Raw genomic sequence first — 26,953 nt, 5'->3', positions numbered from 1 at the left:
GTGACGGCCCCTCGAGCGGCGGGCGCCCCGGCGATCGGGCATGGTGGAGACCCGGCGGTGCGGGAGCCGGACACGGAGGCAGGGGGCAGTGGTGCTGGAAGAGGTGCTCGGGGACCTGGGGCGCGTCAACATGTTCTTCGGGGTGGGGGTCTTCGGGACGGGGGCTCGGCCACGGAGCCACGGTTGGGAACCGGTGTCCGCCCTGGCCGGGGAGCGGGTCGCCGAGGAGGTACGACGGGTGCGGGCCCAGCTCGGGGCGCTGTCGGGCGGGGGCGCCGAGGACGTGGAGTGGCGGGTGGGCGCGTCGCTGTTCCACCAGGGTCTGGCCTCCCGGCTGCTGTCCCCGGTCCTGGCGGCGGCGCTGTGCCACGGGGTGCGTCTGCGTGTCGCGGACTTTCACTTCGAACCCGTCCGTTCGGGGCCGCTGGTCCTGCGCACGGCACAGACCCGGGTCGAGGCGATCCCCCGGGACCCCGGCGAGATCGCGGAGTGGGTGTCCGCCACCGTGGTGGAGCGGGCCCTGGCCGGGGTCGAGGAGGAGCTGGCCGGCATCGGTCGGGTCTCCCCCGGTCTGCTGCGGGGCAACACCGCCGCGGCGCTGGCCGGTGCGGCCCGGTCCCTGGGCGGTGCCCGGCACGAGCAGCGGGCGGCGGCCGAGGAGGTGGTCCGGCTGACGCTGGAACGCCCCTCACTGCAGGGGACCGGCGGCTACACGGGGGTGGACCGGTCGGGACTTGCGGTGTTCCGGCGCACCACCTGCTGCCTGTACTACCGGTTGCCGGACGGCGGCCTGTGCGGGGACTGCGCGCTGCGCCCCTGAGCGGGTTCGGATGCGGGGTCCTCAGGTTCCGTCGGCGGCCCGGCGCACCATCTCCAGGTCGATGCGGCGCATCATGAGCATCGCCTGGGTGGCCCGGTGCGCCCGTTCGGGGTCGGGGTCCTCCAGCAGGGTGTTCAGTTCCTCCGGGTAAACCTGCCAGGACAGGCCGAACCGGTCCCGGAGCCAGCCGCACTGGCTCTCCTGGCCGCCGTCGGTGAGCCGGTCCCAGTAATGGTCGGACTCGGCCTGGTCGCGGCAGCTGACCTGGAAGGACACCGACTCGTTGAAGGTGAACTCCGCCCCGCCGTTGAGCGCGGTGAAGGGGTTGCCGTCCAGCTCGAACTCGATGGTCAGCACGGTGCCCTCGGGTACGGGCAGGCCGGGGCCGTAGTAAGTGGTCGTGAGCACGCGCGAGTCCTCGAAGACGTTCGTGTAGAACGCCACCGCCTGCTCGGCCTGCCCGTTGAACCACAGGCACGGCTTGATCGGGTGCAGGAGGGCCATGGCCTTCTCCTCTCTCCGCGGGTGTCTCCCTCTTCTCACCCGTACCCGGTTCCCCCTTCCAGCACCGGCCCACAGCGCCGTGCTCCGAGAACTTCTCTTTTCTTCCCCGAGTTCAGGTACAATTGGGGAACTTTAAGGATAAGAAGCCTGCGGGTGAGGAGAATCGTGGCCCAGCAGTACTACTCGGTGGAGCAGGTCGCGGACCTTCTGGGTCTGCACGTCAAGACCGTGCGCGCCTACGTCCGCGAAGGGCGCCTGGCGGCCACCCGGATCGGTAAGCAGTACCGGATCCGGCGCCAGGACCTGGAGGAGTTCACCGGCGGACCACTGGCCGGGGAGCAGCCGCCCGCAGCCGAGGCGGCCCCGCACGCGGAGGCGTCCACGGTCGTGCAGGTCGACGGGGTCGACCGGGGCACCGCCGACCGCCTCACCACCCTGCTCACCGTGACCGGACGTCCGGAGGAGCGCGGGCGCTCGCATGTCCAGGTCGTCCACGACCCGGAGCGCGCCCGGCTGAAGGTGGTCATCGTGGGCGACCTGGACACCACCGCCACACTCCTGGGGTACATCGACTCCCTCACCGGAGACCAGCCGTGAGCTCTCCAGGAAAACCCGACCAGCACCCCATCGCGAAGGATCCGGAGCCGATGCCCGAGACACTCCCCGAAACCCGCAGGGTTGGCCCGCACCCGGTCATGTTCTGCCCGGCGGACGGCCCGCCCCTGCGCGATGCCGGGGACGTGATCGGCGATGCCTTCTACCACGGCGTCACCTGGATCGCGGTGCCCGTCGAACGCCTCGACCCGGACTTCTTCCGGCTGCGCACGGGCGTGGCGGGCGAGTTCCTCCAGAAGTTCGCCAACTACCGGCTCCGCCTGGCCGTCGTCGGAGACGTCTCGCGGCAGGTGGCGGCCAGTGACGCGTTCCGCGACCTCGTACGCGAGTGCGACCGCGGCAGCCAGTGCTGGTTCGTCCCCGGCCCGGAGGCGCTGGAGGAACGGCTGGCCGGCGCCTGAACCGCGCGGACGCCGACGGCCGCACCGGCACGTGCCGGTGCGGCCGTGGTCAGCTCCCGGGCCCTTCGGCCCGGCCCTCCGAACACCAGTGCCGGCTCAGCCCTTCCGGCTCAGGGGCCCTGCCTCAGGGGCGCTGGCCGATCTCCTCGACCCACCCGGACCAGACGTAGCTGACCTGCGAGGACAGGACCGGGTACGTCAGCCCGTAGTCCTCGATCGGGGTGCTCGGGTCGTGCTCCTCCAGCAGGGTGGTGTCGCTGTACAGCAGCGATCCGTCCCGGGCGTCGTACAGGTACCGGTACTCGAGGGTCTGGACGCCGGGCTCCTCCACGCGGAACGAGAAGAGCTCGCCCTGCCTGTCCAGCGGGTCGGTGGCGGTGCCCAGGTACTGCACGTCGGCGCGGTCGGCGATGACCCGCTGGACGGCGGCCTCCTCCGCGCCGGCCAGCGGCCGGTTCTCGTAGAGGTAGGACACGGAGTGGAACAGGGACGCGTCGGTCTCCCGGACCTCCGCGGAGTCCTGGCCGATACCGGTGAGGACCTCCTCCATTCCCTCCGGGTCGGTGGGCAGCTCCTCGGGCAGGACCAGGCTGGGGTGCAGGGTCTCCTCGTGGACCTCGCTGACCTGGTCCAGGAACCACTCGTGGTCGCCTTCCTCGCCACCGGTCTCGGTCGGGGGCCGGGGGTGGCTCTCGCTACGGATCTCGCCGCCCGGACCCTGCCACCGGTTCCACTCGAAGGGGACGAACCCGTAGCCGTGGGTCTCCTCGGGGTCCTCGTCACCGGCGTTGGCGTTCATCCGGTACAGGGTGGTGCCGTTGGAGGCGACGAACCCGACCTCGCCCCGCCCCTCGGGCTCACCGCGCTCGGCCGTGGTCCCGGCCAGCTCCAGCAGCGGCTCGGTGCCGTCGACCGGCGGCCCGCCGGTCACCTCGATCGGCTCGGGCGGAGCGGCGTAGGCGACGGGGACACCGGCCGGGTGGTCCGCGGGCAGCAGAAGCGCGGCGGCCCCGACGGCCAGGGCCGCGGTGGCGGCTCCGGCGACGAGCACGGGGACACGGCGCCACAGGGGACGTGCCATGGGGGTGTTCTCCTTCAGGCGTGCGATGGCGTTGGTACGGGCCCGCAGGCGGTCCTCGGGTGCGGGTGCGGTGTCCTTGGCGGGGTCGGCGCCCTCAAGGGCGGCGCGCAGTGCGGTCAGGTCGTTCATGCCGACTCCTTCTCCTTCTCCTCGAAGGCGGGGGCCCGTTCGGGGCCGGGCGTCTCGGCCAGATGTGCGGTGAGCCTCTTCCGGGCGCGGTGCAGGCGCCCCCGGGCGGTGACGTGGGTGCATCCCACGACCTCGGCCGCCTGGCGGCTGTCCAGTCCCTCCCAGGTCACGAGCATCACGAGCTCGCGTTCGATCTCGGTCAGCCGGGCCAGGGCGGCCAGGGCCCGGTCGCGGTCGATGACGCGCTCGGCGTCGTCGGAGTGCACCCCCAGCCGTCCGGGCTCGCGGACCAGCGACTCCGCGATCCGGTCCTGTCGCTGGTCGCGGCGCAGGTGGGCCAGGGTGATGCGGCGTGCGCACGCGTACAGCCAGGGCAGTTCCCGTTGCGGGACCAGGCGCCCTCTCTTCTGCCAGGCCACGACGAAGGCCTCCGAGGCCACGTCGTCGGCCTGGTCCGCGCCCACCCTGCGCCGCGCGTACCGGTACACGGCGTCGTAGTGCTGCTCGAACAGGGTGTTGAAGGCGCGCTCGTCGGAGTAGTCCTCTCCGACCGTGCTGCGTCCCATGGGCGTTCCTCCCGTCCTCTCATCTGCTTGTGTCGGAACGGGAGGTGTGTGTTAGGTCGGCTCGGGAAGTTTTCCGGGCGGTTCGGAAAGAGGAGAAATCGTCTCGCTATATGAGAATTCCATCTCACCAGGAGAGACGAGGGGGTAGGGTCGACCCGAACCCCGGCACGAAGGACGGTACGCGATGGCGCGGTACACTCACGGACAGCACCCGACGGTCACCACCTCCTACCTGTGGCGTAACGCCGAGAACTCCGCGGCCTACGCGCTCGCGGAGATGCGCCCCGGCCGCTCCCTGCTGGACGTGGGCTGCGGCCCCGGCAGCATCACCGCCGACCTCGCACGCAGGGTGGCCCCCGGCCGGGTCACCGCCGTGGACTCCTCCTCCGAGGCGGTCGAGCAGGCCCGGGCCAACGCCGAGGAGGCGGGCGCCGACAACATCGACTTCCTGGTCGGGGACATCCACGACCTGGACCTGCCCGACGACACCTTCGACGTCGTCCACGCCCACCAGGTCCTGCAGCACGTGGGCGACCCGGTGCGCGCCCTGACCGAGATGGGCCGCGTGGCCCGGCCGGGCGGCGTGGTGGCCGCCTGCGACAGCGACTACTCGGCGATGCACTGGTACCCGGGCCTGCCCGAACTGGACTCGTGGATGGAGCTGTACCAGCGGATGGCCCGCGCCAACGGCGGCGAACCCGACGCCGGTCGCCGCATGCTCGCCTGGGCGCACGCGGCCGGGTTCGAGGACGTCACCCATGTCGCCGAGGTGTGGGACCACTCCGCTCCCGAGCGCCGCGCCTGGTGGGGCGGCATGTGGTCGCGCCGCATCCTGGAGTCGGCGATGGGCCGCGACGCCGTCGCCAGGGGCTACGCGAGCGAGGCGGACCTGAAACGGATCTCGGCGGGATGGAAGCGCTGGAGCGAGCACCCCGACGGGGTCTTCGTCATCCCCCGCGGCGCGATCCTGTGCCGCCTGCCCGGGTAGGAGCCGGAACTCAACGGATCCAGGCGATTCCTCCCGGGCGTGAACGCCCGGGCCTCCTCGCCAACAAACAGGTGAACTCCGGTGGCGGTTCGGGCATCTATCGGACTGGCGCCCCCTGACCCCCTGCCTTCCGGAGACGCACTGTGACCCGAGCCCCCCTCGTCCGAGGCGAAGACCCGCTGAGCATCGGTGGCTACTGGTTGGCAGGCCGCCTCGGCGTCGGGGGCCAGGGTGTGGTCTACGAGGCCTACGGCACGGACGGTACCCGGGTGGCGCTCAAGGCCCTGCGCAGTGAGGAGGGCTTCCACCGTCCCGTGCGCAGGGAGGTGACGGCGGCCCGGAGGGTGGCGCCGTTCTGCACGGCCCGGGTGCTCGCCGCCGATCTGGAGGGGGAGCGGCCCTACATCATCACCGAGTTCGTGGACGGGCCCACTCTGCGCACCGCGGTCAGGGAACACGGGCCGTTGCCGTCGCAGGACCTGTACCGGTTGGCGGTGGGCACGATCACCGCGGTGGCGGCCATCCACCAGGCCGACGTCGTCCACCGCGACCTCAAGCCGGGCAACGTGCTGATGGGCCCGGACGGCCCCAGGGTGATCGACTTCGGTATCGCGCGCATCCTCACCGACTCGGCCACGCTCTCCCGGTCCAGGCTCGTGGGCACCCTGCGGTACATGGCCCCGGAACAGTTCGCGAGGAAGCGCGCGGGCCGGCCCGCCGACGTGCACGCCTGGGCGGCGGTCGTCTTCTACGCCGCCACCGGCCGCCACGCCTTTCAGGGCAGTACCGATCGCGAGATCATGCGCGCTGTCCGGGAGAGCACCCCCGACCTGGATCCCCTCCCGCCCGGGTTGCGGCCGCTGCTGGCCGACGCCCTGGCCAAGGACCCCGAGCAGAGGCCCACCGCGGCCGAACTGCTCATGCGGCTCCTCGACCCCCCATGGGACGAGGGGTTCGAGAAGGCGGACACCGGAACGGACCGGGAGGAGGAGACCGACTCCGCGACGGTCCCTGTGTCAGGGGACATCAGCCCTTCGGACATGGAGACCCTCCCCCGGGCCGGCCAGGACCGCGCCGACCGCGCACCGGTCCCCCAAGCGGGCCAGGACGAGGAGACCGACTCCGCTACGGCCCCCGCGCCAGGGGACGGCGGCCCTTCGGACATGGAGGCCCTCCTGCAAGCCGGCCGGGGCCGGGCCGCCCACGACCTGGTCCCCCGAGCCGGCCAGGAGTCGTCGACGGACCTGGGCCGTACCGCCGAAGACCTCTACCAGGATCTGACCGAACAGCAGCGCCGGCTGATGCTCCAGATCCTTCTGCGGATGCTGGAGCCCGAACCCGGCGGCGGCATGGCCCTGCGCGGGGTGGCGCTCGCCGACCTGCCCGCGGACGACACCGCGGTGGCCGAGGACCTGGCCCGGCGCCTGGACGGGGCCGGGCTGGTCTCCTTCGACGGCCTCCGGCTGCACCTGGAGAACGCCGCCCTGGGAGTGGCCTGGCCGAGGCTGCGCACCTGGATCGCCGAGGAGGACGACGGCCTGCGTCTACTGGGCCGCATCGACACCGCCACGAGGTTCTGGCACGAGCACGGTGAACGTGAAGGCGACCTCCTCCAGGGCAGCCTGCTGGACCAGACCACGGCATGGGCGGACTCGGAGCGGACCCGGGTGCAGCTCAACACCACCGAGCACCGGTTCCTGACGGCCAGTCGGAACCTGACCGTGCGCCGCGAGCGCCGCCGCCGCACCGTGACCTCCGTCCTGGCAGGGCTGGTGGCCGTTCTGCTCGTGGCCTCGGGAGGACTGGTGTGGCTCAACCAGGCCAGGACGCAGGAGAGGGACGCCGCCCGGAGCCTCCTCGACGAGAGCATGTCCCGCGACCTGGCGGCGCGTGCGGCCGAACTGCGCAGCGGCGAACCGGAGACGGCCATGCTGCTCGCCGCCGCCGCATGGCAGTTCGCGCCGACCGTCGACGCGCGCTCGGCGCTGCACCGGGCCGTGACCCAACCGGAGGAGAGCTCCGTCAGGCAGCTGGGCACGCACCCCGTGATGAGTACCGGCGGCCGCCGGACCGCCGCCCTCACGGACACCTCGGTCGACGTCCGGGACGCCGACACCGGCGAGGAGGTGGGCGCAGTCGCCCTCGCCGATATCGCAGGAGCCGAGGAGGCGGTGGTGGACGTCGCGCTGAGCGCGGACGGGGAAACGGTCGCCGTGATGGCCGGCGACGGACCCCGGTTCTTCTCGGCCGGCGACGCGGCCCCCGACGGCCTCGACGTTCCCCTGGTCCAGGCGTGGCACGCACTGCCGGACATCGTCTTCACCGAGAACGACGACTACCTGCTGCTGGAGTACAACGACACCTACGTCGTCGAGGTCCAGGACCGGGGCCCCCGGTTCCTCGTCAGCGCGGACGACGGCTCCTACGTCCTCGGTGACGAGCCCGGCGTCCTGGATGTGGCCGTGGCGGCGGACAAGGATCTGGCCGCGGTGTACCGGGATGTCGGAGAGGGCGTGGAGATCGTCGACCTGTCGACCGGCGACACGGTGTCGACGGCGTGGCCGGACGGGGCGGGCGAACTCGTGGACCTGGCCCTCAGCCCGGACGGGACCCGGTTGGCGGGAGCGGTGGCCGACGGAGGGCTGCGGGTGTGGGACGTGTCGGACCGGGAATCGCTCGAAGCCTCATCGACACGACTGCGGGACGAACCCGCCCATGACAGGCAGACCCCGCGCGGTGTGCGCTTCAACGCCGACGGGAGTGTGCTGGCCGAGTTCAGCGGCGACCAGCTCACGCTGTGGGAGTCCTGGGAGCGGGTGGAGGAGCCGACGCCCGATTCCTTCCCTCCTTTCGAGGAACTGACCGGCTGGTACTCGCTGTCCCTGGTCCACACCCTGGAGGGCCGGATGATTGCGGACGCGGTGTGGCGGCCCGATGACGACGGGCTGCGCCTGCTCCTGGACAACGGGACGGTGACCACCCTCGACTGGCCGTGGGGAGCGATGGTCCGGGTCGACGACGGCCAGGGCGAGCTGCCCGACCCGCCGGAGTTCCGGCCCGTGGAGGGGGACATCGCACCCGACGTCTCCCCCGACGGTGCGGTCGCGGTCCGGACGGGCCTCGACGACCTGGTGTTCCTGGACGGGGAGTCCCTGGCTCCCCTCGCCCCTGTGGTGCGCCTGGGCGAGGAGTACTTCGACGGAACGGGCGGTGCCCTCGTGGCCTTCACCTCGGACTCCGAACTGATGGTCATGGTCAACAACGCCGGCACCCACTGGCGCAGGGACATCGCCAGGACCCTGCTACAGGTGTGGCACGTGCCGACCCGGACCCCGCTGGGGCCGCCGATCGTGGGGCCCGGGGTCCAGTACATGACGCAGGACAGCGCGGGTGTCGGGTTCGTCGACGACGGCTCGACGCTGAGGCTGGTGGTGACCGAGGAGGAGGACGAGGCGGGCACCTACGAGGTCTCCGTCGACCCCGGCGCCATGGTGCGGACCCTGTGCGAGCGTGTGGGCCGGGACCTGAGCGACGAGGAGTGGCAGGAACACCTGCCCGGTGTCGAACGGCGCACGATCTGCTGAGGGAGGGGACGGCGATCTCTGCCCGGGTTCGTGGTCAGTCGACGTCGTAGACGGTGACGCGCACGCCCCGGTCCAGGAGGTGCTCCTCGATCAGCGGCTGGACGCGATTCCACTTTCCACCCGCCAGACCGCACCCGATCCGGGGCATGTGCACCGTCGCGCCCAGTTCCAGGGCGTGCCCGGCCAGGAGCCCGAGGCAGTCGGCGAGCGCCTCGTAGCGGATCGGCGGCCCGCCGCTGCCGTGTCTGACCCCGTGCTGGGCGACCATGTTGGCCACGTGGAGGTCGGGGCGCACCCGGACCATCCGGACCGCCCCCAGGGCGAAGTCGTTGCCGGAGCGGCCGCGGTACCAGGCCCGGTAGTCGCGTTCGGGTTCGGGCCAGTGCCGGGACAGGGCGAGGACGAATCCCTTGCCCCAGCCGCCCCGGTTGTTGCACACGTGCGCGATGACCTTGGGGCCGGAGGCCTGCGGGTTGGTCGCGTCGCCGCGCACGAACCGGAGGCCGGTGGGTGTGTCGGACATGCGGGCAGGCTAGCCAACGCCTCCGACACACGCGCTCGAACACTCGGGGAGAACGGCGGCCGCGACGCCGTTCGGCGGCATATCGTTGGTCCATCGGAACGCAGTCATCGGCACTCCGGAGGAACCATGTCCGACCTACCGATCGGATTCTGGCTCAAGCACCTGGACCGACTCATCGAGAACGACTTCGACCGGACCCTGGCCTCGGAGTCCCTCGGACGCCGCCAGTGGCAGGTGCTCAACTCCCTGCACGGCGAACCCGGCACCGTGCTCCAGCTGGACCAGCGCCTGACCCCGTTCCTGGAGGAGGACGAGACCACCGTCGCTCCGGCGGTGGAGGCCCTGCGGCAGCGCGGCTGGGTGAGCGGCCTGGTCTCCCTGGAACTGACCCCCGAAGGGCGCCGGGCCCACGAAGAGCTCCTGGAACGGGTCAAGGAGACGCGGAACCGGATCTGCCAGGGCATCAGCGACCAGGAGTACCGGGACACCGTCAACGTCCTGGAGCGGATGTCGGCCAACCTGGAACAGGACTGACCGGCACCCCCGGCTCCGACCCGCCCCGCTCAGAGGTCGGCGGGCAGTTCCCGGGTGAGTTCGACGAAGGCCAGGTCGTCCTGCTTGGGCAGACCGAAATCGGTGTCACCGTAGGGGAAGGGTTCGGTCTTGCCGGTGCTGGTGTACCCGCGCCGCTCGTACCAGGCGATCAGCTCGGGGCGCTGCTTGAGCACCTTCATCCGCATCAGGCGGCAGCCCCACTCCCGTGCGGCCGTGCGCTCGGCCTCGGCCAGGACGACCCGGCCCAGCCCCGCGCCCTGGAGGTCCGGGCGCACCGAGAACATCCCGAAGTACGCCCCGTTGACACTCCGCTGGAGCTCACAGCAGGTGACGATCTCCCCCTCGGACTCCCCCACCAGCACCAGGGTGTTGGTCCGCGCCAACAGCTCGGCCATGGTGTCGGAGCCCACCCGCTGCCCGCCGAGGAAGTCGGCCTCGGTGGTCCAGCCCTGCCGGGAGCTGTCCCCCCGGTAGCAGGAGTTGACCAGGTCGACCAGAGCCCGGGCGTCGGTGGCCGTCGCGGCCCGGAACTCGATCTTGGTCCGCTCGTGCGACCCGTCCCCGCCGCTCTGTGTGATGCTCACGCCCTGCTCCCCCTCGGTTCGGCCCGACTGCGTCACCCAGTATGGCCAAGCCCCGGGACCGGGTGCGCCCGGGTCCCGGATCGCCCGGGCGGCCAGGGCCCCTCGGACAGTCGGAAAACCCGTGGCGGCCGCGTTTCCGGTTCCATGACATGCACCGCACGCATCCTGCTGACCTCTGTCCGCCCTCTCCAAGAGCGCTCCGCTGTTCACCCGCGGCCCCGAGTCCCTCCGGTCAGGAGGGGCGTTTCTGGTTCTCGATGTGGGCGAGGAAGGCGCGCAGCCTGGCTCTCGCGGCTTTCGGGGGGACCTGTGTCGGGGTGACCATCAGCTGCAGGGCGAGGCCGTCGATGTAGGTGTGCAGGTACTCGGACCAGGTCTCCACCCAGGGATCGGGGTGGACCTGTTCGGGTTCCTCCAGGGGCGGCAGTCCGCCGAGCCCGCCGACCAGCCGCCGGTAGAGGGACCGTTGCTGGATCCAGCGCTCCTCCGCTCGGGGGTCCATGGCCCCGAGGGTTCCGGTGGCCTCCCACGCGCGGTACTCGGCGCGGCGGGTCTCGTCCAGGGGCAGCATCTGCTCGGCGAACCCGGCGGCCCGCTCGACCATGGGCACCTCGGGGGTCAGGGTGAGCGAGTACTCGGCCATGCGCCGGCGCACGCGCTCCTCGGACAGGTCCATGGCGAAGAGCAGGAGTTCCTCGCGGGTCTGGAAGTAGTGGCGCAGCGCTCCCGCGGACAGTCCGGCCTCGGCGGCGACGGTGCGGATGGACACGGCCTGGGGGCCGGAGGAGGCGATCACCCGCCACAGGGCCTCGGCGAGCTCGCGGCGGCGTTCTTCGTGGTCGACGATCTTAGGCACCTCCCCTTTCTAACACACCTGTGTTATTTTATTTAGCACAGGCGTATTAAAACGAACGAGGAGAATCCCGTGCCGCCCCTGGAAGTACTGCTACCGGTCGCCGGACTGGCGATCCTGGACACCCTGAGCCCCGCCACCCTGGGCGTCACGCTCTTCGTGCTGCTGAGCGGGGCCCGCTCGATCGCCCGCCCGCTGTTCACCTACCTCGGCACGGTCGCGGTCTTCTACTTCGCCCTCGGGTGCGCGCTGATGCTCGGCCTGCAAACGGCCCTGAACCGCCTGTCCCACCTGGCCGACAGCCCCGCCGCCGGCTGGGTCGTGCTGGTCCTGGGCGCGGGCCTGTTCGCCTACTCCTGGGTGATGCCGACCAGCAAGCGGGCCCCGCGCCGCCCCGCGTCCTTGCGCACCGCCACCATGGTCGGCCTGGGCCTGGCCACGGGCCTCCTGGAGGCCGGGACCGCCCTCCCCTACTTCGGCGCCATCGGGATCATGGGAGCCTCCGGGCTGGCCGCCCACACCTGGATACCGGTGCTCGCCGCCTACAACCTGGTCATGGTGCTCCCCCCGGTCCTGCTCTACCTGGCCCACCGCGTCTTCGGTGAACGCCTGCGCCCGCGGCTGGACCGCTGGAGGGAGAAGATCGACGCGGGCTCGCGTGAGGCCATGGCCTGGATCATCGGCATCGTCGGCTTCCTCCTGCTCGTCAACGGCCTCCAGCAGGTGGGGTTCGTTCCGTTCCTCAGCAACCTGGGCAACTGAGTCCCCTCCAGCCCCAGGAGACACAGCCACCAGGCAGGGGGGTGGTGACAGCACCACCGTCGATGCTCACGTCTGCGGCCATGACGGCGAGGGTCCCCGAGCGTAGCGTCGACGCTATGAACGCCTCCCTCTTCACCGGACTCGGCCGCGACACCCGCTACGTCTTCCTGGGGTTTCCGCTCGCCGTGTTCTCCTTCGCCGTCGTCCTGACCGGTCTCGCCCTCGGGATCGGCACCTCCGTGGTCTTCGGAGGACTGGTGCTGTTGTCGGTGCTCCTGGTCACGGCCCGAGGGCTGGCGCACGTGGACCGCATCCGCCTCTCCGACCTCTACGGCCGACCGGTGATGCGCCTGCCCTACCGCACACCCCCGAAGAACGCCGGGCCCCTGCGCCAGTTACTGCACCCGCTGACCTGCTCCCGCAGCTGGCTGGACGCCCTGCACCCCCTGCTGCGCTTCCCCGTCTCACTGGTCACCTTCGTCGTCGCCGTGACCTGGTGGGCCCTGTCCCTGGGCGGTCTGCTCTACCCGCTCTGGGGCTGGTCGCTCTACCTCGTCCCCGGCTACACCGACGTGGGCACCTACGTCCTGCCCGAGTACCCGGTCCTGGCCACCCTGGCGTTCCACATGGTCGGCGGAGCGCTGTTCGCCCTGACCCTGCCCCTGGTCATGCGCTTCCTGGCCCAGGCCGAGGCCACCCTGGCCCGCGCGCTGCTGCTCGCCCCGGAGGACGCCGGCGTCCAGGTCCTCACCGCCGAGGTCCCCGCTCAGGCCCCCGCCGCACAGGGCTCGGACGACGTGCCCGAACCCGACCGGCAGCCCACCGTCCGCCGCTTCGTCTCCGCCCGTTGAACCGAGGAGAGCACCGGGGCCTGTGACAGGGCCCCAGGGTTCGTCGGGGAGCCGCCGCACACCACCGGGCGCCGCGCCCCTAGCCTGGGGAGCATGGGTCAGCGCATGGGTGTGGACGGGGTCCGTGTCGGACACTGGACCGACGAGGCGGCGAAGACGGGCTGCACCGTGATCGAGTTCCCCGAGGGGACCGTGGCCTCCTACGAGGTGCGCGGCGGCGCGCCCGCCTCACGTGAACTGGACCTGCTGGCCCCGGACAAGACCGTGACCCGTGTCGACGCCGTGCTGCTGACCGGCGGATCGGCGTTCGGCCTGGCCGCCGCCGACGGCGTCATGCGCTACTACGAGGAACAGGGACGCGGAGCGGGCACCCCGGCCGGACCCGTCCCCATCGTTCCGGCGATGGCGCTGTTCGATCTCGGCGTCGGCGACCCCCGGGTGCGGCCCACGAGCGAGTCCGGATACCTGGCCGCCCGGGCCACCCGGGGCGAACAGGTCCTCACCGGAGGCGTCGGCGCCGGGACCGGCGCCTACGTCAGCCACTGGCGGGGCCCCCGGGGCAGCCGGCACGCCGGACTCGGCTACGTCGAGCACAGTGTGGGTGACCTGGTGGTCGGCGCGCTGTGCGCGGTCAACGCGTTCGGGGACGTCGACGACGGCCGCGGTGAGATCTCGCTCGACGCGGTGCGCGCTTTGGCGGAGCCGTTCGAACTGGCACCCGAGCGCGCCCACACGACCATCGGGGTCGTCGTCACCAACGCCCGCCTCGACAAGGCCGGGTGCCGGATCGTGGCGCAGGGCGCCCACGACGGGCTCTCCAGGGCGCTGACCCCACCGCACACGCGCTTCGACGGCGACGGCTTCGTCGCCGCCGCGACCGGGCGCGTCGACGCGCACGTGGACACGGTCCGGATGCTCGCCCTCGCCTCGGTCGCCGAGGCGATCCGCTCGGTGTGACCCGCCGGGGCCGGGGAGACGTGAGCGCCGCCGGGCCCGTCGGCCGTCCCCGTTCCGCTCAGCGGCCCTTTCGGTAGAGCTCCGAGAGCAGCGCGACGGCGGCGTGTGTGGCCGGATGCGGGTCATGGCGCCGCCAGACCAGCCGTACCGGGATGAGCGGGGCGTCCCGCAGGGGGCGGAAGACGATTCCGTCGCGCCGGTACTGGGTGGCGGTGCTCTCCGGGGTGATGCCGACCGCCCGCCCGGTGGCGATCTCCGCCAGCCAGTCGTCGATGTCGTTGACGTGCTCCATGGCCGGGCGTGTGCCCTCCGGCCACAGGTCGGCGGTGGTGGTGCCGGTGCGCCGGTCGAAGAGCAGGAGCCGACCGGAGAGTTCGGCCAGACGCAGTGAGCGGCGCCGCGCCCAGGGGTCGTCGGAGGCCATCGCGCAGTGCCTCCGTTCGTGGCCGACCACGGCGCTGTCGAAGCGTTTGCCGTCGAAGGCCGCGCGCACCACCGCCAGGTCGCACAGGCCTTCGGCCAGGCCACCGGTGGGGGTGTTGGTACGGATCAGGTGCAGGGCCACCTCCGGATACAGGTCGGCCCAGCGGCGCTGGAACTCGGCGGTGTGGCGGCCCACCGCCGACCAGGCATGCCCCACCCGCAGCCGGGTGTGGCCGGTGGTGGCCTCGCTGAGCAGGTTGTCTGCCCCGGCCAGCAGGTGGCGGGCGCGGGCCAGCACCTGAACCCCGGCCGTGGTGGGGGTGACGTTGCGGCTGGTGCGGTGGAGCAGGCGCACCCCGAGGATGCTCTCCAAGGCGGCCAGGGTCCGGGAGACCGCTGCCTGGGAGATCCCGAGTTCGAGGGCGGCGTCACTGAAGCTTCCGGTGTCCACGATCGTGACCAGGCAGCGCAGGTGGCGGAGCTCGAGATCCATGACTTCAGCGTATAGACGCTCACTCGTATGCATTTTGCGTATGTGGAGGGGCGGAGGATGCTCGCCCCCATGAGGACTTCCACCGACACCGGTCAGGGCGGGCACACCGCCGCGGATGCCGACGCGGGAGCGGTTTCGAGCGCGGGTTCGGGCCGTTGGCGGGGCATGGCCGTGATGCTGCTGGGCGGCACCTCCAACCAGGTCGGTGCGGCCACCGGCGCCCTGGCCTTCCCGGTGATCGGCCCGGCGGGGGTGGTCGCGATCCGCCAGTGGGTGGCGGGCGCGGTGCTGATGGCGGTGGGGCGGCCCCGGCTGCGTTCGTTCACCTGGGGGCAGTGGTGGCCGGTGCTGTCGATGGCGGTGGTGTTCGGGTCGATGAACCTGACCCTGTATCTGGCGATCGACCGTATCGGCCTGGCCCTGGCGGTCACCCTGGAGTTCCTCGGCCCCCTCGCGGTGGCCCTGGCCTCCTCACGCCGCTGGACCGACCTGGCGTGCGCCCTGGTCGCGGGCGGTGCGGTGGCGGTCCTGATGCGCCCGCAGCCCTCCACCGACTACCTCGGGATCGCTCTGGCCCTGGTCGCCGCGGCCTGCTGGGCCGGGTACATCCTGCTCAACCGGACCGTGGGGCGCCGCCTGCCGGGTATCGGGGGCTCGGCGGCGGCCGCGGGGGTCTCCGCGCTGGTGTTCGTACCGGTCGGGATCATCGCGCTGTACCTGAACCCGCCCACGATGGCGGCCGTGGCCTGCGCGGCCGTGGCGGGCGTGCTCTCCTCGATGGTTCCGTTCCTGGGTGACCTGTACGCCCTGCGCCGGGTACCGGCCCGCTTCTTCGGGCTGTTCATGAGCGTGCACCCGGTGATGGCGTCGCTGGCGGGCTGGCTGGTGCTGGGCCAGACCCCGCAATGGGTGGAGGGGACGGCGATCCTGGCGATCGTCGCCGCCAACGCGGTCAGCGCGGGCACGGTCAGCAGGGTTGGCGCGAGTACGGCCGGCGTGGGCACCGGCAGCGCGGGCACGGGCGAGGGGAGCACTGCGAAGCCGGACTGAGCGTCCCGCCCCGGGCCCGATCTCGGGTGGCGCGGGGCGGGACGGGGCGGTTCTCATCCCCGTAGGAACTCCAGGACCGGCCCGGTCTGGCTCGTGAGGGCGTGACCGACCCCGGGCAGGACCCTGACCCGGGCGTTCGGGACGCACTCGCGTACCCGCCGTGCGGTCTGTGCGGAGTCGAACATCTGGTCCCGCTCGCCCACGGTGACCAGTACCGGCATGGGCAGGGAGCGCAGGGCCGCGTCCGGGAAGACCGGCAGGGTCTCGGTGCGCGGACGGAACTCGGCGAAGACCTCCATGATCCCGTCCAGCAGCGCCGTGCCCTCGGAGGGGCCCAGGCCGACCAGGAACCTGACCGACCGCTCCCGGGCACGGCGGCCGAACAGTGTCAGCAGACCCGCGCCCAGGATGCGCCACCGGCGCTGGGTTCCCAGCCCCGCGGGGCAGCCCAGGGCGAGGCGGGTGACCCGGTCGGGCCTGCGGATCGCGTAGTCGAGCGCCGTCCAGCCGCCCAGGGACATCCCCGCCACAGCGGCCCGCTCCAGACCGAGCCCTTCGAACACGTCGTCCAGCCACAGCGCGCCGGCCTCGGTGGACAGGTCGGGGCGGGAGGGTGCGCTCAGCCCGGGTTCGCCGACCAGGTCCACCGCGTACACCCGGAAGTGCTCGGACCAGGCGGGCAGGTCGGCGAACCAGGTGCTGCTGTTGGCTCCCGAACCGTGCAGCAGGACCAGCGGCGGGGCCTGCTCGGGGCCGCAGGCGAGCACGAAGGTCTCCCCCTCGCGGGTGGGCAGGTGCAGTTGCCCGGTCGGGACCGGCGCCTGGGCGAGGCCCTGGCGGTACTGCTCCCGGAGCCGCTGCCCCGCGGCCTCGGTTCGATAGATCGCACTCATGACTCAAATCCTCCTCAGAGTTCCTGAAAGTACTCTAACCTTCCCTGAGGAAGGGAAGCAAAAGGAATGAAGAGGGATTCACCATACGAACTTGACCTCAACATTAGTTGAGGTCATACGGTTCCAGGACAGCCAACCCAACGAACCGGTGGACGACCCATGAGTATGGAAATGGCCGCGTGGAACTCGATCTACCACGCGATGCACGCCCAAGAGGACCAGCGCCCCTTCTCGCTTCCGATCCTGCGCAGGATCGCCTCCTTCGCCCGCCCGCACTCCCGCCAACTGGGCTGGTTCCTCACCCTGAGCGTGTTCATGGCCGCTCTGGCCGTGGCCTCACCCCTCCTGGCCGGTGAGGTCGTCAACGCCATCGTCGACGGGTCCGCGCTCGACCCCATCCTCTTCCTGGCCGGGATCATCGCCCTGGTCGCGGTGGCCGAGGCGGGCCTGTCCCTGATCGTGCGATGGCTGTCCGCCAGGATCGGCGAAGGGCTCATCCTGGACCTGCGCACCACCGTCTACGACCACGTCCAACGCATGCCGATCGCCTTCTTCACCCGCACCCGCACCGGGGCCCTGGTCAGTCGGCTCAACAACGACGTCATCGGTGCCCAGCGCGCCTTCAGCGACGTCCTGTCCGGGGTGATGAGCAACCTCGTCACCCTGCTCCTGGCCCTGGTCGTCATGGTGACCCTGTCCTGGCAGATCACCCTGATCGCGCTCCTGCTCCTGCCCGTCTTCGTCCTGCCCGCCCGCCGCATGGGCGCCCGGCTGGCGAAGATCGAACGCGAGCGCACCGTCCACAACGCGGCCATGGGCACCCAGATGACCGAGCGCTTCTCCGCGCCCGGCGCCACCCTGGTCAAGCTCTTCGGCCGCCCCGACGAGGAATCCGCTGAATTCGCCCGCCGCGCCAGCCGCGTCCGCGACATCGGTGTGCGCACCGCCATGGTCCAGGAGGTGTTCTTCACCGCCCTGACCCTGGTCTCCGCCCTCGCCCTCGCCCTGGTCTACGGGCTCGGCGGCTTCTACGCCCTGAGCGGTCAGCTCGACGCCGGAACCGTCGTGGCCATGGGCATGCTCCTCACCCGCCTGTACGCGCCGCTGACCGCCCTGGCCAGTGCCCGCGTGGAGGTGATGAGCGCCCTGGTGAGTTTCAGCAGGGTGTTCGAGGTCCTCGACCTCAAGCCGCTGGTGGACGAGAAGCCGGACGCGCGTCCGGTCCCCGCCGGGCCGGTGTCCCTGGAGTTCGACGGCGTCACCTTCGCCTACCCCAACGCGGACAAGGTCTCCCTGGCCTCACTGGAGGAGGTCGCCGTCCTGGACACCACCGAACACGGCCCCGTCCTGCACGAGGTGTCCTTCCGCGTCGAACCCGGCCAGACCGTGGCCCTGGTCGGTTCCTCCGGGGCGGGCAAGTCCACCATCGCCCAGCTCACCCCGCGCCTGTACGACGTGGACGAGGGCACCGTCCGACTCGCCGGCACGGACGTGCGCGACCTCACCTTCGACTCCATCCGCGCCACCCTGGGCATGGTCACCCAGGACGGCCACCTGTTCCACGAGTCCATCCGCGCCAACCTGCGCCTGGGCGCACCCGAGGCCACCGACGGACAGATCTGGGACGCCCTGCGCCGTGCCCGCCTGGACTCCCTGGTCGCCGACCTGCCCGACGGCCTGGACACGGTGGTCGGCGAACGCGGATACCGCTTCTCCGGCGGCGAACGCCAGCGGCTGACCATCGCCCGCCTGCTCCTGGCCGGCCCCGAGGTGGTCATCCTCGACGAGGCCACCTCAGCCCTGGACTCCACCTCCGAGGCCGCCGTCCAGGCCGCTCTGGCCGAAGCCCTGGAGGGGCGGACCGCCCTGGTCATCGCCCACCGCCTGTCCACCGTCCGCGCCGCCGACGCCATCCTCGTGGTCGAGGCCGGGCGGATCGTGGAGCGGGGCACCCACACCGAACTGCTGGCCCGGGACGGGCGCTACGCCGAACTCCACCGGACCCAGTTCGCCGGCGGGGACCCGGAACCGGCCACGTCCGTCTAGCTCCTCACTCCACTACCGGGTCGTGAACGGTCGGGGTCGACCGATCGGCTCGTCCGCGCCGGTTCGCGCACGCGACTGCTGCACCACGGGGCGGTCACAGGTCGCGGTCCCCCTCATCCGGCCCCACGCCGGGTGCGGAGGGCCGCGACCCGCTTGCGGTGTTGCCGGTGGCGCACACGTGCGGCCGGGGTGCGGGCGGCGGCGGATCAGTGCGTGCGGCAGGTGGCGGCTCCGGGCCGGGGACACAATGAGCGCTCCCCAATCACCCCACCCCGAGGAGACCTGCATGGAGAGCGCACTGCCCGCGGCGGAGAAGGTCCTGGCGCCGCTGCCCGAACTGTCCCCCGACGTGGAGGAGATGTACAAGGACCTGCACCGCCACCCCGAACTGGGCTTCCAGGAGGTCCGAACCGCGGGTGTCGCCGCGAGGAGCCTGCGCGAGTGCGGCTACGAGGTGCACGAGGGTGTGGGGGGCACTGGTGTGGTCGGGCTGCTGCGCAACGGCGAGGGCCCGGTGGTCCTCCTGCGCGCCGACATGGACGGCCTGCCCGTGGCCGAGGACACCGGTCTGGACTACGCGGCCGCGGACGCCACCGGGGTGCGCGAGGGCCGCGGGGTCCCGGTGATGCACGCCTGCGGCCACGACGTCCACGTGGCGTGCCTGGTCGGGGCGGTGCGGTTGCTGGCGCGGTCGCGGGAGCACTGGTCGGGGACGGTGGTGGCGCTGTTCCAGCCGGCGGAGGAACTCGGGGCGGGCGCCCGCGCCATGGTGGAGGACGGGCTCTACGACCGGGTGCCGCGTCCGGACGCCGTGCTGGCCCAGCACGTCTCCCCCCTCGCGGCCGGGCACGCCGCCTACTGCCCGGGCGAGTTCATGGCCGCTTCCGACGAGGTGCGCATCACCTTCCACGGTGTGGGCGGGCACGGCTCGCGCCCGGAGGCCGCCAACGATCCGGTCCTGACGGCCGCGGCCTTCGTCCAGCGCGTGCAGATGGTCGTCTCCCGGGAGATCGCCGCCCGGGAGCGGGCGGTCCTGAGCGTCGGTTCCCTGAGGGCGGGCGAGGCGGCCAACGTCATCCCCGAGACCGCCGAGGTGGCGCTGAACGTGCGGAGTTTCGATCCGGCCGTGCGCGAACGGGTCCTGGCCTCGGTCGAGCGCATCGCGAGGGCGGAGTCCGACGCCGCCGGAGCCCCTCGGCACCCGGACGTGCGCCATACGGGCGCCTTCCCCGTCTCCCGCAACGACGCCGCGTTGATGGAGAGGGTCAACGCCGCTCTGCGGTCCCGGCTGGGAGAGGAGCGGGTACACGAGATGGCCCCCGTCACCGGCAGCGAGGACGTGCAGCATCTCGCCGACGCCGCCGGAGCGCCCCTCTACTACTGGTGGCTGGGAGGTTGGGAGCCCGAGGAGTTCCTGCGCGCCTACCGGGACGGCTCCGTGGACCGCGACATCCCCGCCAACCACTCGCCCCGGTTCGCGCCCGTGCTCCGGCCCACGCTCGACACCGGGGTGGCCGCGATGACGGTCGCGGCCCTGTCCTGCCTGGCACCGACCGGCTAGCGTCCGCACGTCCGGCTGCCGGGTCGTGGTGCGGCCGACCGCCCGACCGTGGCCCGGGCGGTGTTTCGGCCTCGGGCGGCTCCCACGGGGCACGTCCTAGACATCGGGGGCCGGGTCCGCCCAGAAGTCCATGGGGACGTGGCCGACGGCGCGGCCGGCCCCGTTCAGCAACCGCCCCGTCCGTTTGACCGAGCGCAGGCTGACCGCCCGGTCCACGACGCTGACCTCGGGGTGGGCGGAGGCGACCCGGTGCTCCCAGTCGGCGAGGTCCTCCAGGCGGTGCAGCCAGACGATCGCGATCACCGACGCCCCACCGGCCACGTGGGCCGACATCCTCGTCTCCGGCATCGCGGCCAGCCCGGCGCACACGTCGCCGATCCGCCCCACCGGTACGTCCAGCCACAGTGACACGTGTACGGGCCAGCCGGCCTCGGGCGCCGCCGTGTCGCACCGGATGGTCATCCGCCCCGACCGCACCAGGTCCGGGATCCTGCGCCGCAGGGTGCTGGAGGGGACCCCGGTCCGGTGGGAGAGCTCGGAGTAGGGCATCCGTCCGTCCTCCCCCAGGGCGAGGATGAGCTCGCGGTGCGGTGTCAGGGAGGGCGGCTGCCCGTTCGTCTCCGGCTGCTCCTCGCCGATGCTCCTGCGCTGTCCCGGGTCGAGGCTGTCCAGGCGCCAGGAGCCGGCGTCGCGCGCCATGCGCACGATCATCGTGGTCCGCACCCACTGCACGCCGAAGACGCGGGGCAGGACATCGAGGACGACGGCGGTCACCGCCTGCTGGGTGACCGCCGCCACGGTCACCAGCAGGTCCCGGCTCCCGCTGGTGATCTCCACGCTCACCGCGTGCGGACAGCGGGCGATCCGTCTGGCCGCCTCCTCGGCCTGGCCGGCCGCGCAGCCGATCTCCACGAGCGCCATTCCTCCCCACGACAGTTGCGAGGGCCCCACATAACAGGTGATCCACGCCGATCCCCCCGCCGTGAGCTGCGCCCACCGGCGCGAGAGCGTGGACGCGTCCACGCCGAGGGGCTCGGCCAGCTCGGTCCACGGCGCACGCGGGGAGAGCTGCATGGCGTTGATCATCATGAGGTCCAGCTCGTCCATTCGGCCCATCCGTGCAGTGTCGAACCCGATATGACCTTTTCGTGAATAAAAGCACCCTACCCAGTGACCGTGGCCATGCTGGGGTCCGTCCTCCCCACCTGGGGCCGGACGCGCAGTACAAGGCGGGGGCATTCCACACAGGAGGCATCGTGACTCGACTCAGGCGCAGATGGACGGCGGTCGGCGTGGTTCTGGCCACCGCGGCCCTCACGTCCTGCACCACCGCTCCGGAGGGCGCAGCCGACACGTCCCGCGTACGCGTCGCCGTCACGGCGGACGCCACATCCTTCGATCCCGCGCGGGGAAACGTCGCCGCCGACTACCAGTTCGCACGCCTGGCCCACGACACCCTGGTCCGCATGGACCCCGAAGGGGAGACGGTCCCAGGACTGGCGGCGTCGTGGGAGGAGAGCCCCACCGAGGTCGTGTTCACCCTCAGGGACGGCCTCCTGTGCTCCGACGGGACGGACCTGGACGCCGACACCGTGGCAGCCGCGTTGGAGTACCTGGCCTCCCCCGAGACCGGATCGCCCGTCGCCGGCAACGTCTTCGGAGCCGGGGAGCCCGAGATCTCCTCCGACACCGACGCGGGAACCGTCACCGTGACGTTGGAGAGCCCCTGGTCGGGCCTTCTGCCGGGGCTGTCCTCCGCACAGGCCGGAATCCCGTGCAGCACCGACCCCGAGGAACTGGCCTCGGGCCGGGCCCCGGGAACGGGGGCCTACACCCTCACCGACTCCCAGCGGGGTTCGGAGTACACCTACTCCCTGCGCGAGGACTACGACTGGGCACCGGACTTCGGCGCCCAGGGCTCCTTCCCCGAGACCGTCACCTTCCAGGTGATCGAGAACGAGGGCACCGTCGCCAACCAGATGGAGACCGGCCAGATCGACTACGCCGCCTTCACCGGCGCCGACAGCGCCCGCTTCGACCCCGAGGAGTACACCGTCGTCTCCCGACCGACGGTGTTCATGTTCCTGGTCTTCAACGAACGCGAGGGCAGGCCCGGCGCCGACCCGCGGGTGAGGGAGGCGGTCGCCCGGAGCGTGGACCGGGAGGCCTTCCGCAACGCCGTCACCAGCGAGGCCGGAACCCTGCTCAACACCGTGGTCTCCGCGGACTTCCGGTGCGCCCTGGACGACGCCTCGCTGCTGGCGGAGACCGACCCCGACACCGCCGCCCGAGCCCTCGACGGCGTGGAGATGAACCTGGTCGGGACGAACGCGATCGCCGGCGGGACCGGCAACGAGTACGTGCGCGCCGCGCTCGCCGAAGCCGGCGCGCGGATCGACCTGCGCAACGTGGACAACGCCACCTGGGGGTCCGAGGTCCTGGGCGCCGAGGGCGACTGGGACGTCACGGTGATGGCCGCCCTGAACCCCAGCGGCACCCTCACCCCCACGATGTCCCTGCTCGCCGGGCCGCCGCCACCGGACGGCCGCAACTTCGGCGCGGTGGACAGCCCCGGACTGACCGAGGGCTTTCAGAGCGCGATGTCGTCGGTGGACGCCGAGGACCAGTGCGCCGCGTGGCAGGACGCGCAACGGGCGATGTTGGAGGGACACCACGCGATCCCGCTGTCCTCGGTGGACGTCAGCTGGGTGATGGCCGAGCACGTGAGCGCGACGGCCTTCCCCACCGGTGTCGAGATCTCCACCCTGCGGATCACGGACTGAGGCCGGCCGATGTCCCCCCTTCCCACCGCACGCACCGGGACCGGCCGGCTCTGGGCCCGCTTCCTCCTGCGCCGCCTCCTCGGACTCGCAGCCGTCCTCGCCGTCCTGGTCACCGCCACCTTCCTGATCCTGCAACTCGTACCCGGGGACCCCGCCCGCGCGGCGATCAGCGTCGACGCCTCTCCCGAGGAGGTCGAGGCGATGCGCGCCTCCCTGGGACTGGACCGGCCCCTGGCCGAGCAGTTCGCCTCCTACGTCGGCGGCCTGCTCACCGGTGACCTCGGCACTTCCTTCCAGACCGGTGAGGCGGTCTCGCAGGTGATCGCCACGCGGCTGCCCTTCACCGCGCAACTGGCCGTGTTCTCGGTGCTGGGCGCACTGCTGGTCGCGGTCCCGCTGGGCGTCGCGGTGGCCGTGGCGTGCCGCGGCGGGCGCCGCCGCCCCCTGGACACGGCGTTCACCACCACGGCCTCCGTCGTCGGCTGCACCCCCGAGTACATCGCGGGCACGCTCCTGGTCCTGCTGTTCGCCGTCACCCTGGGCTGGCTGCCGGCCGCGGGCGCCGCCACACCGGCGTCGCTCCTGCTACCCGTGGCGGCGATCGCGCTGTCGCCCGCGGCGGCGCTGGCCCGCATCGTCCGGAGGGAGGCCGCCGTCGTGCTGGAGGAGGACTACCTCCGCACGGCCCGCGCCAAGCGCCTGGGCGCTTGGGCCCTGTACGCGCGGCACACGCTGCCGAACCTGCTGACCTCGACCCTGACGATGGGAGGTCTGCTCCTGGCCGGGCTGATGGGCGGCACCGTGATCGTGGAGTCGGTCTTCGCCTGGCCCGGGCTCGGGAGCCGGGTCGTGCAGGCGATCCTCGTCCGCGACTTCCCCGTCATCCAGGGCATCGTCCTGGTGATCGGGCTCATGGCCGCCCTCATCAACCTCCTGGTCGACGTCTGCCTCGGCGTACTCGACCCCCGCACACTCACCGGAAAGACCGAGGAGGCGAGTTCGTCGTGACCTCTCCCCCACGCACCCCGAATCCTGTCCGAAGGCCCGGACTCGCCGTGGGCACAGCGGGCCTGCTGGCCGTCCTGGCTCTGGCCGTCCTGGGTCCCTGGGTCTGGGGCGACCAGGCCGCGCAGCTCAGCGACAGCACCCGGGCCACACCCGGGAGCCAACACTGGCTGGGCACCGACGCGCTGGGACGCGACGTGCTGGCACGCACGCTCACCGCCACCCGGCTCACCCTGCAGACGACCGCCCTGGCCACCGCTCTGGCCGCGAGTATCGGCCTGCTGCTGGGCGGGACGATCTGGCTGAGCGGACCGCGCGTGCGGACCGCCGGGCTGCGGATCATCGACGTCCTGGTCTCCTACCCCGCCCTGATCCTCGCGCTCCTGGTGGCCGCGGTGGTCGGCCCCGGACCCACGGCGTCGGTCCTCGCGGTCGGCGTGGCGGGCAGCCCGGCCTTCGCCCGGCTCACCGCCAACCTCGCCGGTTCGGTCGCCGCGCGGGACTACGTCACCAGCGCCCGCATGCTCGGCGTGCCCCGGCACCGCCTGTTCCTCAGGCACATGCTGCCCAACATGGCCGAACCGCTGCTGATCCTGGTCTCGGTGGCCTTCGGCACCATCCTCGTGACCCTGTCCGGCCTGTCCTTCCTCGGCCTGGGCGCACAGCCGCCCCACTTCGACTGGGGATCACTGCTCTCCGAAGGGCTCCGGGAACTGCACACCAACCCCAGCCAGGCCCTGGGGCCGGCCCTGGCCATCGTCCTCACCGGGACCTGTGCCGGGCTGGTGGGCGATGCCGTCGCGGCCGGCGCCGACACGCGCTCGTCCGGCGCCCGCGCCCTCGCCCGCTCCACGGACGGAACCCCTGCGCCCGCCGCGGACGCGGGAGCGGACCACGGAGCGGGAGTGCTCGGCGTGCGTTCGCTGACGGTGTGCGACGCCTCCGGGACCCGGCTCGTCGACGGAGTCTCCTTCGACGTCGGTCCCGGGGAGATCGTCGGAGTGGTCGGGGAGTCCGGCTCCGGCAAGACGCTCACCGCGATGGCGGTGGCGCGGCTGCTCCCCGTCGGTCTGCGCTCCGACGCCGAGGTGATGCGCCTGGGCGAGCTCGACCTGCGCGGACACCCCGAGGCGCAACGGCTGGCCCTGGACCTGGGCGTGGTCTTCCAGGACCCCCTGTCCTCGCTCAACCCCGCACTGCGCATGGGCACCCAGCTCACCGAGGTCCTGCGCACCCATGCGCGGGCCACACCGGAGGAGGCGCACGAGCGGGTACGGCGCAGCCTGGTCGGCATGCGCGTGGCCGACCCCGACGCGCTCATGCGCAACTACCCCCACCAGCTGTCCGGTGGGATGCGCCAGCGCGCCATGATCGCCGCGGCACTGGCCGCCTCGCCGAAGCTGATCATCGCCGACGAGCCCACCACGGCACTGGACGTGACGGTCCAGGCCGACGTCCTGCGCCTGCTGAGGGAGGCCGGACGCGGCGGGCAGACGGCCGTCCTGCTGATCTCGCACGACATCGCGGTCGTCTCCTCGGTGTGCGACCGGGCCCTGGTGATGTACTCGGGCCGCATCGTGGAGTCCCTCGACACGTCGGCGCTCCGCGAAGGGGAGGCGGCTCACCCCTACACCCGTGCCCTGATCGGCGCGACCCCCGCCGCCGCCCTGGCACTGGCCCCGGCCGGCCGCGGGGCACCGCCCGAACGCCTGGCCACCATCCCGGGGCGCCCACCCCGTCCCGGCATGCGCCCGGCGGGGTGCGCCTTCGCGCCCCGGTGCTCACACGCCCTGGACCTGTGCCGCGACTCGGTTCCCGCGCCGGTCGGGACCGGGACGGGCACGGCCGCGTGCTTCGCGCCGGTCACCTCCCCGCACGACGACGTTCCGAAGGACGCACGATGACCACCACGGAGTCCGACCGGACCGCCCGCCCCGCCCTGCTCCGAGCCGAGGGCGTCACCGTGGGCTACGGTTCCCGTTCGGGACCGGCCCCGGTCCTGCGCTCGGTCGACCTCGAACTGCGGCAGGGGCGCACCCTCGGGCTGGTCGGCGAGTCGGGGTCGGGCAAGTCGACCCTGGCCCGCGCCCTGGTGGGCCTGCTGCGGCCCTCCGCCGGACGGGTCCTGCACGAGGGCCGCGACCTCGCCTCGGCGAGCCGCAGGGAGGTGGCCGCGCTCAGACGCTCGGTCCAGCTCATCCCCCAGGACCCCTACGCGTCACTGAATCCCCGGATGACCGTCGGGGCGGCCATCGCCGAGGCAGTTGATCCGCGCCGCGCGTCGCTGCGCAGGCACCGGGCCGAGGTCGAGCGCTGGCTGGGGCTCGTGGCACTGGACCCCGACGCGGCGGACCGCCATCCGCACGCGTTCTCCGGAGGCCAGCGCCAGCGCATCGCCGTGGCCCGGGCACTGGCCGCCCGCCCCCGCGTGGTGATCGCCGACGAGATCACCTCCGCCCTGGACTGTTCGGTCCAGGCCGAGGTCCTCAACGTGCTGGGCGACCTGCGCGCGGAACTCGACCTGACGATGCTGTTCATCTCCCACGACCTGAGTGTGGTGCGCCTGATCAGCGACGACGTCGCCGTGCTCTACCTGGGGCGCGTGGTGGAGCAGGGAGAGGTGCACGAGGTCCTGGGCCAGACCCCCGCCCACCCCTACACCCGGCTGCTCCTGGACAGCGTCCCGGACGGCCGGGAACTACCGCGCCCCTCCGAAGCCGCGGCCGAACCCCTCACTCCGCACCGGGTGGTGCCGGGCGGCTGAGGCGGAGCCCGTCCTCCCCGAAAGCCCCGCCCCCGCGAGGGGCCCTTGGCGAGAGGTCCCTGCACAGCGACCCGGCAGGGCGGTCACCGCTTGAGGGAAGGGCCCGCCCCCTGCGGAACAGGAAGCCGTTCGGTGTCCCTCCCCAGGTGGCGCCGCACCGGG

Annotated in this window: 25 protein-coding genes; 16 read left to right on the top strand and 9 right to left on the bottom strand. The window is 72.2% G+C overall.

Annotation, left to right across the window (positions count from 1 at the left end):
* Window positions 1–88: 88 nt before the first annotated feature.
* Window positions 89–820, top strand: coding sequence for a (2Fe-2S)-binding protein (locus tag D458_RS0109165; protein WP_017586435.1), 732 nt, complete (start codon window positions 89–91; stop codon window positions 818–820).
* A gap of 21 nt (window positions 821–841) precedes the next feature.
* On the opposite strand, the gene D458_RS0109160 is transcribed toward D458_RS0109165, so the two are convergent.
* Window positions 842–1,324 (bottom strand): VOC family protein, encoded by a 483-nt coding sequence (locus D458_RS0109160; RefSeq protein WP_017586434.1) that lies wholly within the window; start codon window positions 1,322–1,324, stop codon window positions 842–844.
* 165 nt (window positions 1,325–1,489) lie between these two features.
* On the opposite strand from D458_RS0109160, the gene D458_RS0109155 reads away from it, so the two are divergent.
* Window positions 1,490–1,921 (top strand): helix-turn-helix domain-containing protein, encoded by a 432-nt coding sequence (locus D458_RS0109155; protein ID WP_017586433.1) that lies wholly within the window; start codon window positions 1,490–1,492, stop codon window positions 1,919–1,921.
* Between the two features lie 50 nt (window positions 1,922–1,971).
* Entirely contained in the window at window positions 1,972–2,340 is a 369-nt protein-coding gene (locus D458_RS0109150) for a DUF4180 domain-containing protein (protein WP_017586432.1), read from the top strand.
* Window positions 2,341–2,464: 124 nt separating this feature from the next.
* Here D458_RS0109150 and D458_RS0109145 read toward each other — a convergent pair whose 3' ends face one another.
* Both D458_RS0109145 and D458_RS0109140 read right to left on the bottom strand, forming a co-directional pair.
* On the bottom strand, window positions 2,465–3,550 hold the full coding sequence (locus tag D458_RS0109145; protein WP_017586431.1) for a CU044_5270 family protein: 1,086 nt from the start codon (window positions 3,548–3,550) through the stop codon (window positions 2,465–2,467).
* Window positions 3,547–4,116, bottom strand: a complete 570-nt coding sequence (locus D458_RS0109140) for an RNA polymerase sigma factor (RefSeq protein ID WP_017586430.1) — start codon at window positions 4,114–4,116, stop codon at window positions 3,547–3,549. Before D458_RS0109140 ends, D458_RS0109145 begins: the two co-directional genes overlap by 4 nt.
* 184 nt (window positions 4,117–4,300) lie before the next feature.
* Here D458_RS0109140 and D458_RS0109135 point away from each other — a divergent pair, with 184 nt between their 5' ends.
* Window positions 4,301–5,104 carry a class I SAM-dependent methyltransferase gene (locus D458_RS0109135; protein WP_017586429.1) on the top strand — a complete coding sequence of 268 codons (804 nt, stop codon included), beginning with the start codon at window positions 4,301–4,303 and terminating at the stop codon, window positions 5,102–5,104.
* Window positions 5,105–5,247: 143 nt separating this feature from the next.
* A complete protein-coding gene (locus D458_RS34790) occupies window positions 5,248–8,688 on the top strand; it encodes a WD40 repeat domain-containing serine/threonine protein kinase (protein WP_051049636.1) in 3,441 nt (1,146 codons plus the stop codon).
* Window positions 8,689–8,722: 34 nt separating this feature from the next.
* On the opposite strand, the gene D458_RS0109125 is transcribed toward D458_RS34790, so the two are convergent.
* Window positions 8,723–9,211 (bottom strand): macro domain-containing protein, encoded by a 489-nt coding sequence (locus D458_RS0109125; RefSeq protein ID WP_017586428.1) that lies wholly within the window; start codon window positions 9,209–9,211, stop codon window positions 8,723–8,725.
* A 126-nt stretch (window positions 9,212–9,337) separates the two neighbouring features.
* On the opposite strand from D458_RS0109125, the gene D458_RS0109120 reads away from it, so the two are divergent.
* Entirely contained in the window at window positions 9,338–9,745 is a 408-nt protein-coding gene (locus tag D458_RS0109120; RefSeq protein WP_017586427.1) for a MarR family winged helix-turn-helix transcriptional regulator, read from the top strand.
* Window positions 9,746–9,774: 29 nt separating this feature from the next.
* Here the strand turns inward: D458_RS0109120 and D458_RS0109115 are convergent, their stop codons facing one another.
* Together D458_RS0109115 and D458_RS0109110 are read right to left on the bottom strand one after the other, a co-directional pair.
* Window positions 9,775–10,350: a GNAT family N-acetyltransferase gene (locus tag D458_RS0109115; RefSeq protein WP_017586426.1), complete on the bottom strand. Its 576-nt coding sequence runs from the start codon at window positions 10,348–10,350 to the stop codon at window positions 9,775–9,777.
* A 232-nt stretch (window positions 10,351–10,582) separates the two neighbouring features.
* Entirely contained in the window at window positions 10,583–11,206 is a 624-nt protein-coding gene (locus tag D458_RS0109110; RefSeq protein WP_017586425.1) for a TetR/AcrR family transcriptional regulator, read from the bottom strand.
* Window positions 11,207–11,275: 69 nt separating this feature from the next.
* On the opposite strand from D458_RS0109110, the gene D458_RS0109105 reads away from it, so the two are divergent.
* The 3 genes from D458_RS0109105 to D458_RS0109095 all read left to right on the top strand — a co-directional run bounded on the left by D458_RS0109105 (window position 11,276) and on the right by D458_RS0109095 (window position 13,773).
* Entirely contained in the window at window positions 11,276–11,965 is a 690-nt protein-coding gene (locus D458_RS0109105; RefSeq protein WP_017586424.1) for a GAP family protein, read from the top strand.
* A 116-nt stretch (window positions 11,966–12,081) separates the two neighbouring features.
* On the top strand, window positions 12,082–12,816 hold the full coding sequence (locus D458_RS0109100; RefSeq protein WP_017586423.1) for a sensor domain-containing protein: 735 nt from the start codon (window positions 12,082–12,084) through the stop codon (window positions 12,814–12,816).
* Window positions 12,817–12,909: 93 nt separating this feature from the next.
* Entirely contained in the window at window positions 12,910–13,773 is an 864-nt protein-coding gene (locus D458_RS0109095; RefSeq protein ID WP_152521095.1) for a P1 family peptidase, read from the top strand.
* Between the two features lie 58 nt (window positions 13,774–13,831).
* On the opposite strand, the gene D458_RS0109090 is transcribed toward D458_RS0109095, so the two are convergent.
* A complete protein-coding gene (locus D458_RS0109090) occupies window positions 13,832–14,689 on the bottom strand; it encodes a LysR family transcriptional regulator (protein ID WP_017586421.1) in 858 nt (285 codons plus the stop codon).
* A gap of 69 nt (window positions 14,690–14,758) precedes the next feature.
* Between D458_RS0109090 and D458_RS37895 the strand changes: the two genes are divergently transcribed.
* A complete protein-coding gene (locus D458_RS37895; RefSeq protein WP_083936284.1) occupies window positions 14,759–15,739 on the top strand; it encodes an EamA family transporter in 981 nt (326 codons plus the stop codon).
* A gap of 53 nt (window positions 15,740–15,792) precedes the next feature.
* Here D458_RS37895 and D458_RS0109080 read toward each other — a convergent pair whose 3' ends face one another.
* A complete protein-coding gene (locus D458_RS0109080; protein WP_017586419.1) occupies window positions 15,793–16,632 on the bottom strand; it encodes an alpha/beta fold hydrolase in 840 nt (279 codons plus the stop codon).
* Window positions 16,633–16,791: 159 nt separating this feature from the next.
* On the opposite strand from D458_RS0109080, the gene D458_RS0109075 reads away from it, so the two are divergent.
* The gene (locus tag D458_RS0109075; protein ID WP_051049635.1) at window positions 16,792–18,678 is read left to right on the top strand and encodes an ABC transporter ATP-binding protein; all 1,887 of its coding nucleotides are present in this window, start codon (window positions 16,792–16,794) and stop codon (window positions 18,676–18,678) included.
* 286 nt (window positions 18,679–18,964) lie between these two features.
* Complete coding sequence (locus tag D458_RS0109070) at window positions 18,965–20,239, top strand: amidohydrolase (protein WP_017586417.1); 1,275 nt, start codon at window positions 18,965–18,967, stop codon at window positions 20,237–20,239.
* 96 nt (window positions 20,240–20,335) lie between these two features.
* Here D458_RS0109070 and D458_RS0109065 read toward each other — a convergent pair whose 3' ends face one another.
* Window positions 20,336–21,355, bottom strand: coding sequence for an Lrp/AsnC family transcriptional regulator (locus tag D458_RS0109065; protein ID WP_160168046.1), 1,020 nt, complete (start codon window positions 21,353–21,355; stop codon window positions 20,336–20,338).
* Between the two features lie 140 nt (window positions 21,356–21,495).
* Here D458_RS0109065 and D458_RS0109060 point away from each other — a divergent pair, with 140 nt between their 5' ends.
* The 4 genes from D458_RS0109060 to D458_RS0109045 are packed head-to-tail and all read left to right on the top strand — an operon-like array spanning window position 21,496 to window position 26,791.
* Window positions 21,496–23,022 (top strand): ABC transporter substrate-binding protein, encoded by a 1,527-nt coding sequence (locus tag D458_RS0109060; RefSeq protein ID WP_152521094.1) that lies wholly within the window; start codon window positions 21,496–21,498, stop codon window positions 23,020–23,022.
* A gap of 9 nt (window positions 23,023–23,031) precedes the next feature.
* Window positions 23,032–24,030, top strand: coding sequence for an ABC transporter permease (locus D458_RS0109055; protein WP_017586414.1), 999 nt, complete (start codon window positions 23,032–23,034; stop codon window positions 24,028–24,030).
* Window positions 24,027–25,931 carry a dipeptide/oligopeptide/nickel ABC transporter permease/ATP-binding protein gene (locus D458_RS0109050; RefSeq protein ID WP_204366894.1) on the top strand — a complete coding sequence of 635 codons (1,905 nt, stop codon included), beginning with the start codon at window positions 24,027–24,029 and terminating at the stop codon, window positions 25,929–25,931. Before D458_RS0109055 ends, D458_RS0109050 begins: the two co-directional genes overlap by 4 nt.
* On the top strand, window positions 25,928–26,791 hold the full coding sequence (locus tag D458_RS0109045; RefSeq protein ID WP_017586412.1) for an ATP-binding cassette domain-containing protein: 864 nt from the start codon (window positions 25,928–25,930) through the stop codon (window positions 26,789–26,791). Before D458_RS0109050 ends, D458_RS0109045 begins: the two co-directional genes overlap by 4 nt.
* Window positions 26,792–26,953: the final 162 nt, after the last annotated feature.

Source organism: Nocardiopsis ganjiahuensis DSM 45031 (assembly GCF_000341085.1).
GTDB classification, from domain to species: Bacteria; Actinomycetota; Actinomycetes; order Streptosporangiales; family Streptosporangiaceae; genus Nocardiopsis; species Nocardiopsis ganjiahuensis.
This window is presented reverse-complemented; position numbering and strand designations above follow the sequence as displayed.

Coding starts and splice junctions, on each gene's coding strand:
- D458_RS0109140 (WP_017586430.1), bottom strand. CDS start 4,116: ATGGGACGCAGCACGGTCGGAGAGGACTACTCCGACGAGCGCGCCTTC.
- D458_RS0109095 (WP_152521095.1), top strand. CDS start 12,910: ATGGGTCAGCGCATGGGTGTGGACGGGGTCCGTGTCGGACACTGGACC.
- D458_RS0109125 (WP_017586428.1), bottom strand. CDS start 9,211: ATGTCCGACACACCCACCGGCCTCCGGTTCGTGCGCGGCGACGCGACC.
- D458_RS37895 (WP_083936284.1), top strand. CDS start 14,759: ATGAGGACTTCCACCGACACCGGTCAGGGCGGGCACACCGCCGCGGAT.
- D458_RS0109145 (WP_017586431.1), bottom strand. CDS start 3,550: ATGAACGACCTGACCGCACTGCGCGCCGCCCTTGAGGGCGCCGACCCC.
- D458_RS0109055 (WP_017586414.1), top strand. CDS start 23,032: ATGTCCCCCCTTCCCACCGCACGCACCGGGACCGGCCGGCTCTGGGCC.
- D458_RS0109120 (WP_017586427.1), top strand. CDS start 9,338: ATGTCCGACCTACCGATCGGATTCTGGCTCAAGCACCTGGACCGACTC.
- D458_RS0109070 (WP_017586417.1), top strand. CDS start 18,965: ATGGAGAGCGCACTGCCCGCGGCGGAGAAGGTCCTGGCGCCGCTGCCC.
- D458_RS0109150 (WP_017586432.1), top strand. CDS start 1,972: ATGCCCGAGACACTCCCCGAAACCCGCAGGGTTGGCCCGCACCCGGTC.
- D458_RS0109065 (WP_160168046.1), bottom strand. CDS start 21,355: ATGGGCCGAATGGACGAGCTGGACCTCATGATGATCAACGCCATGCAG.
- D458_RS0109080 (WP_017586419.1), bottom strand. CDS start 16,632: ATGAGTGCGATCTATCGAACCGAGGCCGCGGGGCAGCGGCTCCGGGAG.
- D458_RS0109100 (WP_017586423.1), top strand. CDS start 12,082: ATGAACGCCTCCCTCTTCACCGGACTCGGCCGCGACACCCGCTACGTC.
- D458_RS0109090 (WP_017586421.1), bottom strand. CDS start 14,689: ATGGATCTCGAGCTCCGCCACCTGCGCTGCCTGGTCACGATCGTGGAC.
- D458_RS0109135 (WP_017586429.1), top strand. CDS start 4,301: ATGGCGCGGTACACTCACGGACAGCACCCGACGGTCACCACCTCCTAC.
- D458_RS0109045 (WP_017586412.1), top strand. CDS start 25,928: ATGACCACCACGGAGTCCGACCGGACCGCCCGCCCCGCCCTGCTCCGA.
- D458_RS0109160 (WP_017586434.1), bottom strand. CDS start 1,324: ATGGCCCTCCTGCACCCGATCAAGCCGTGCCTGTGGTTCAACGGGCAG.
- D458_RS0109075 (WP_051049635.1), top strand. CDS start 16,792: ATGAGTATGGAAATGGCCGCGTGGAACTCGATCTACCACGCGATGCAC.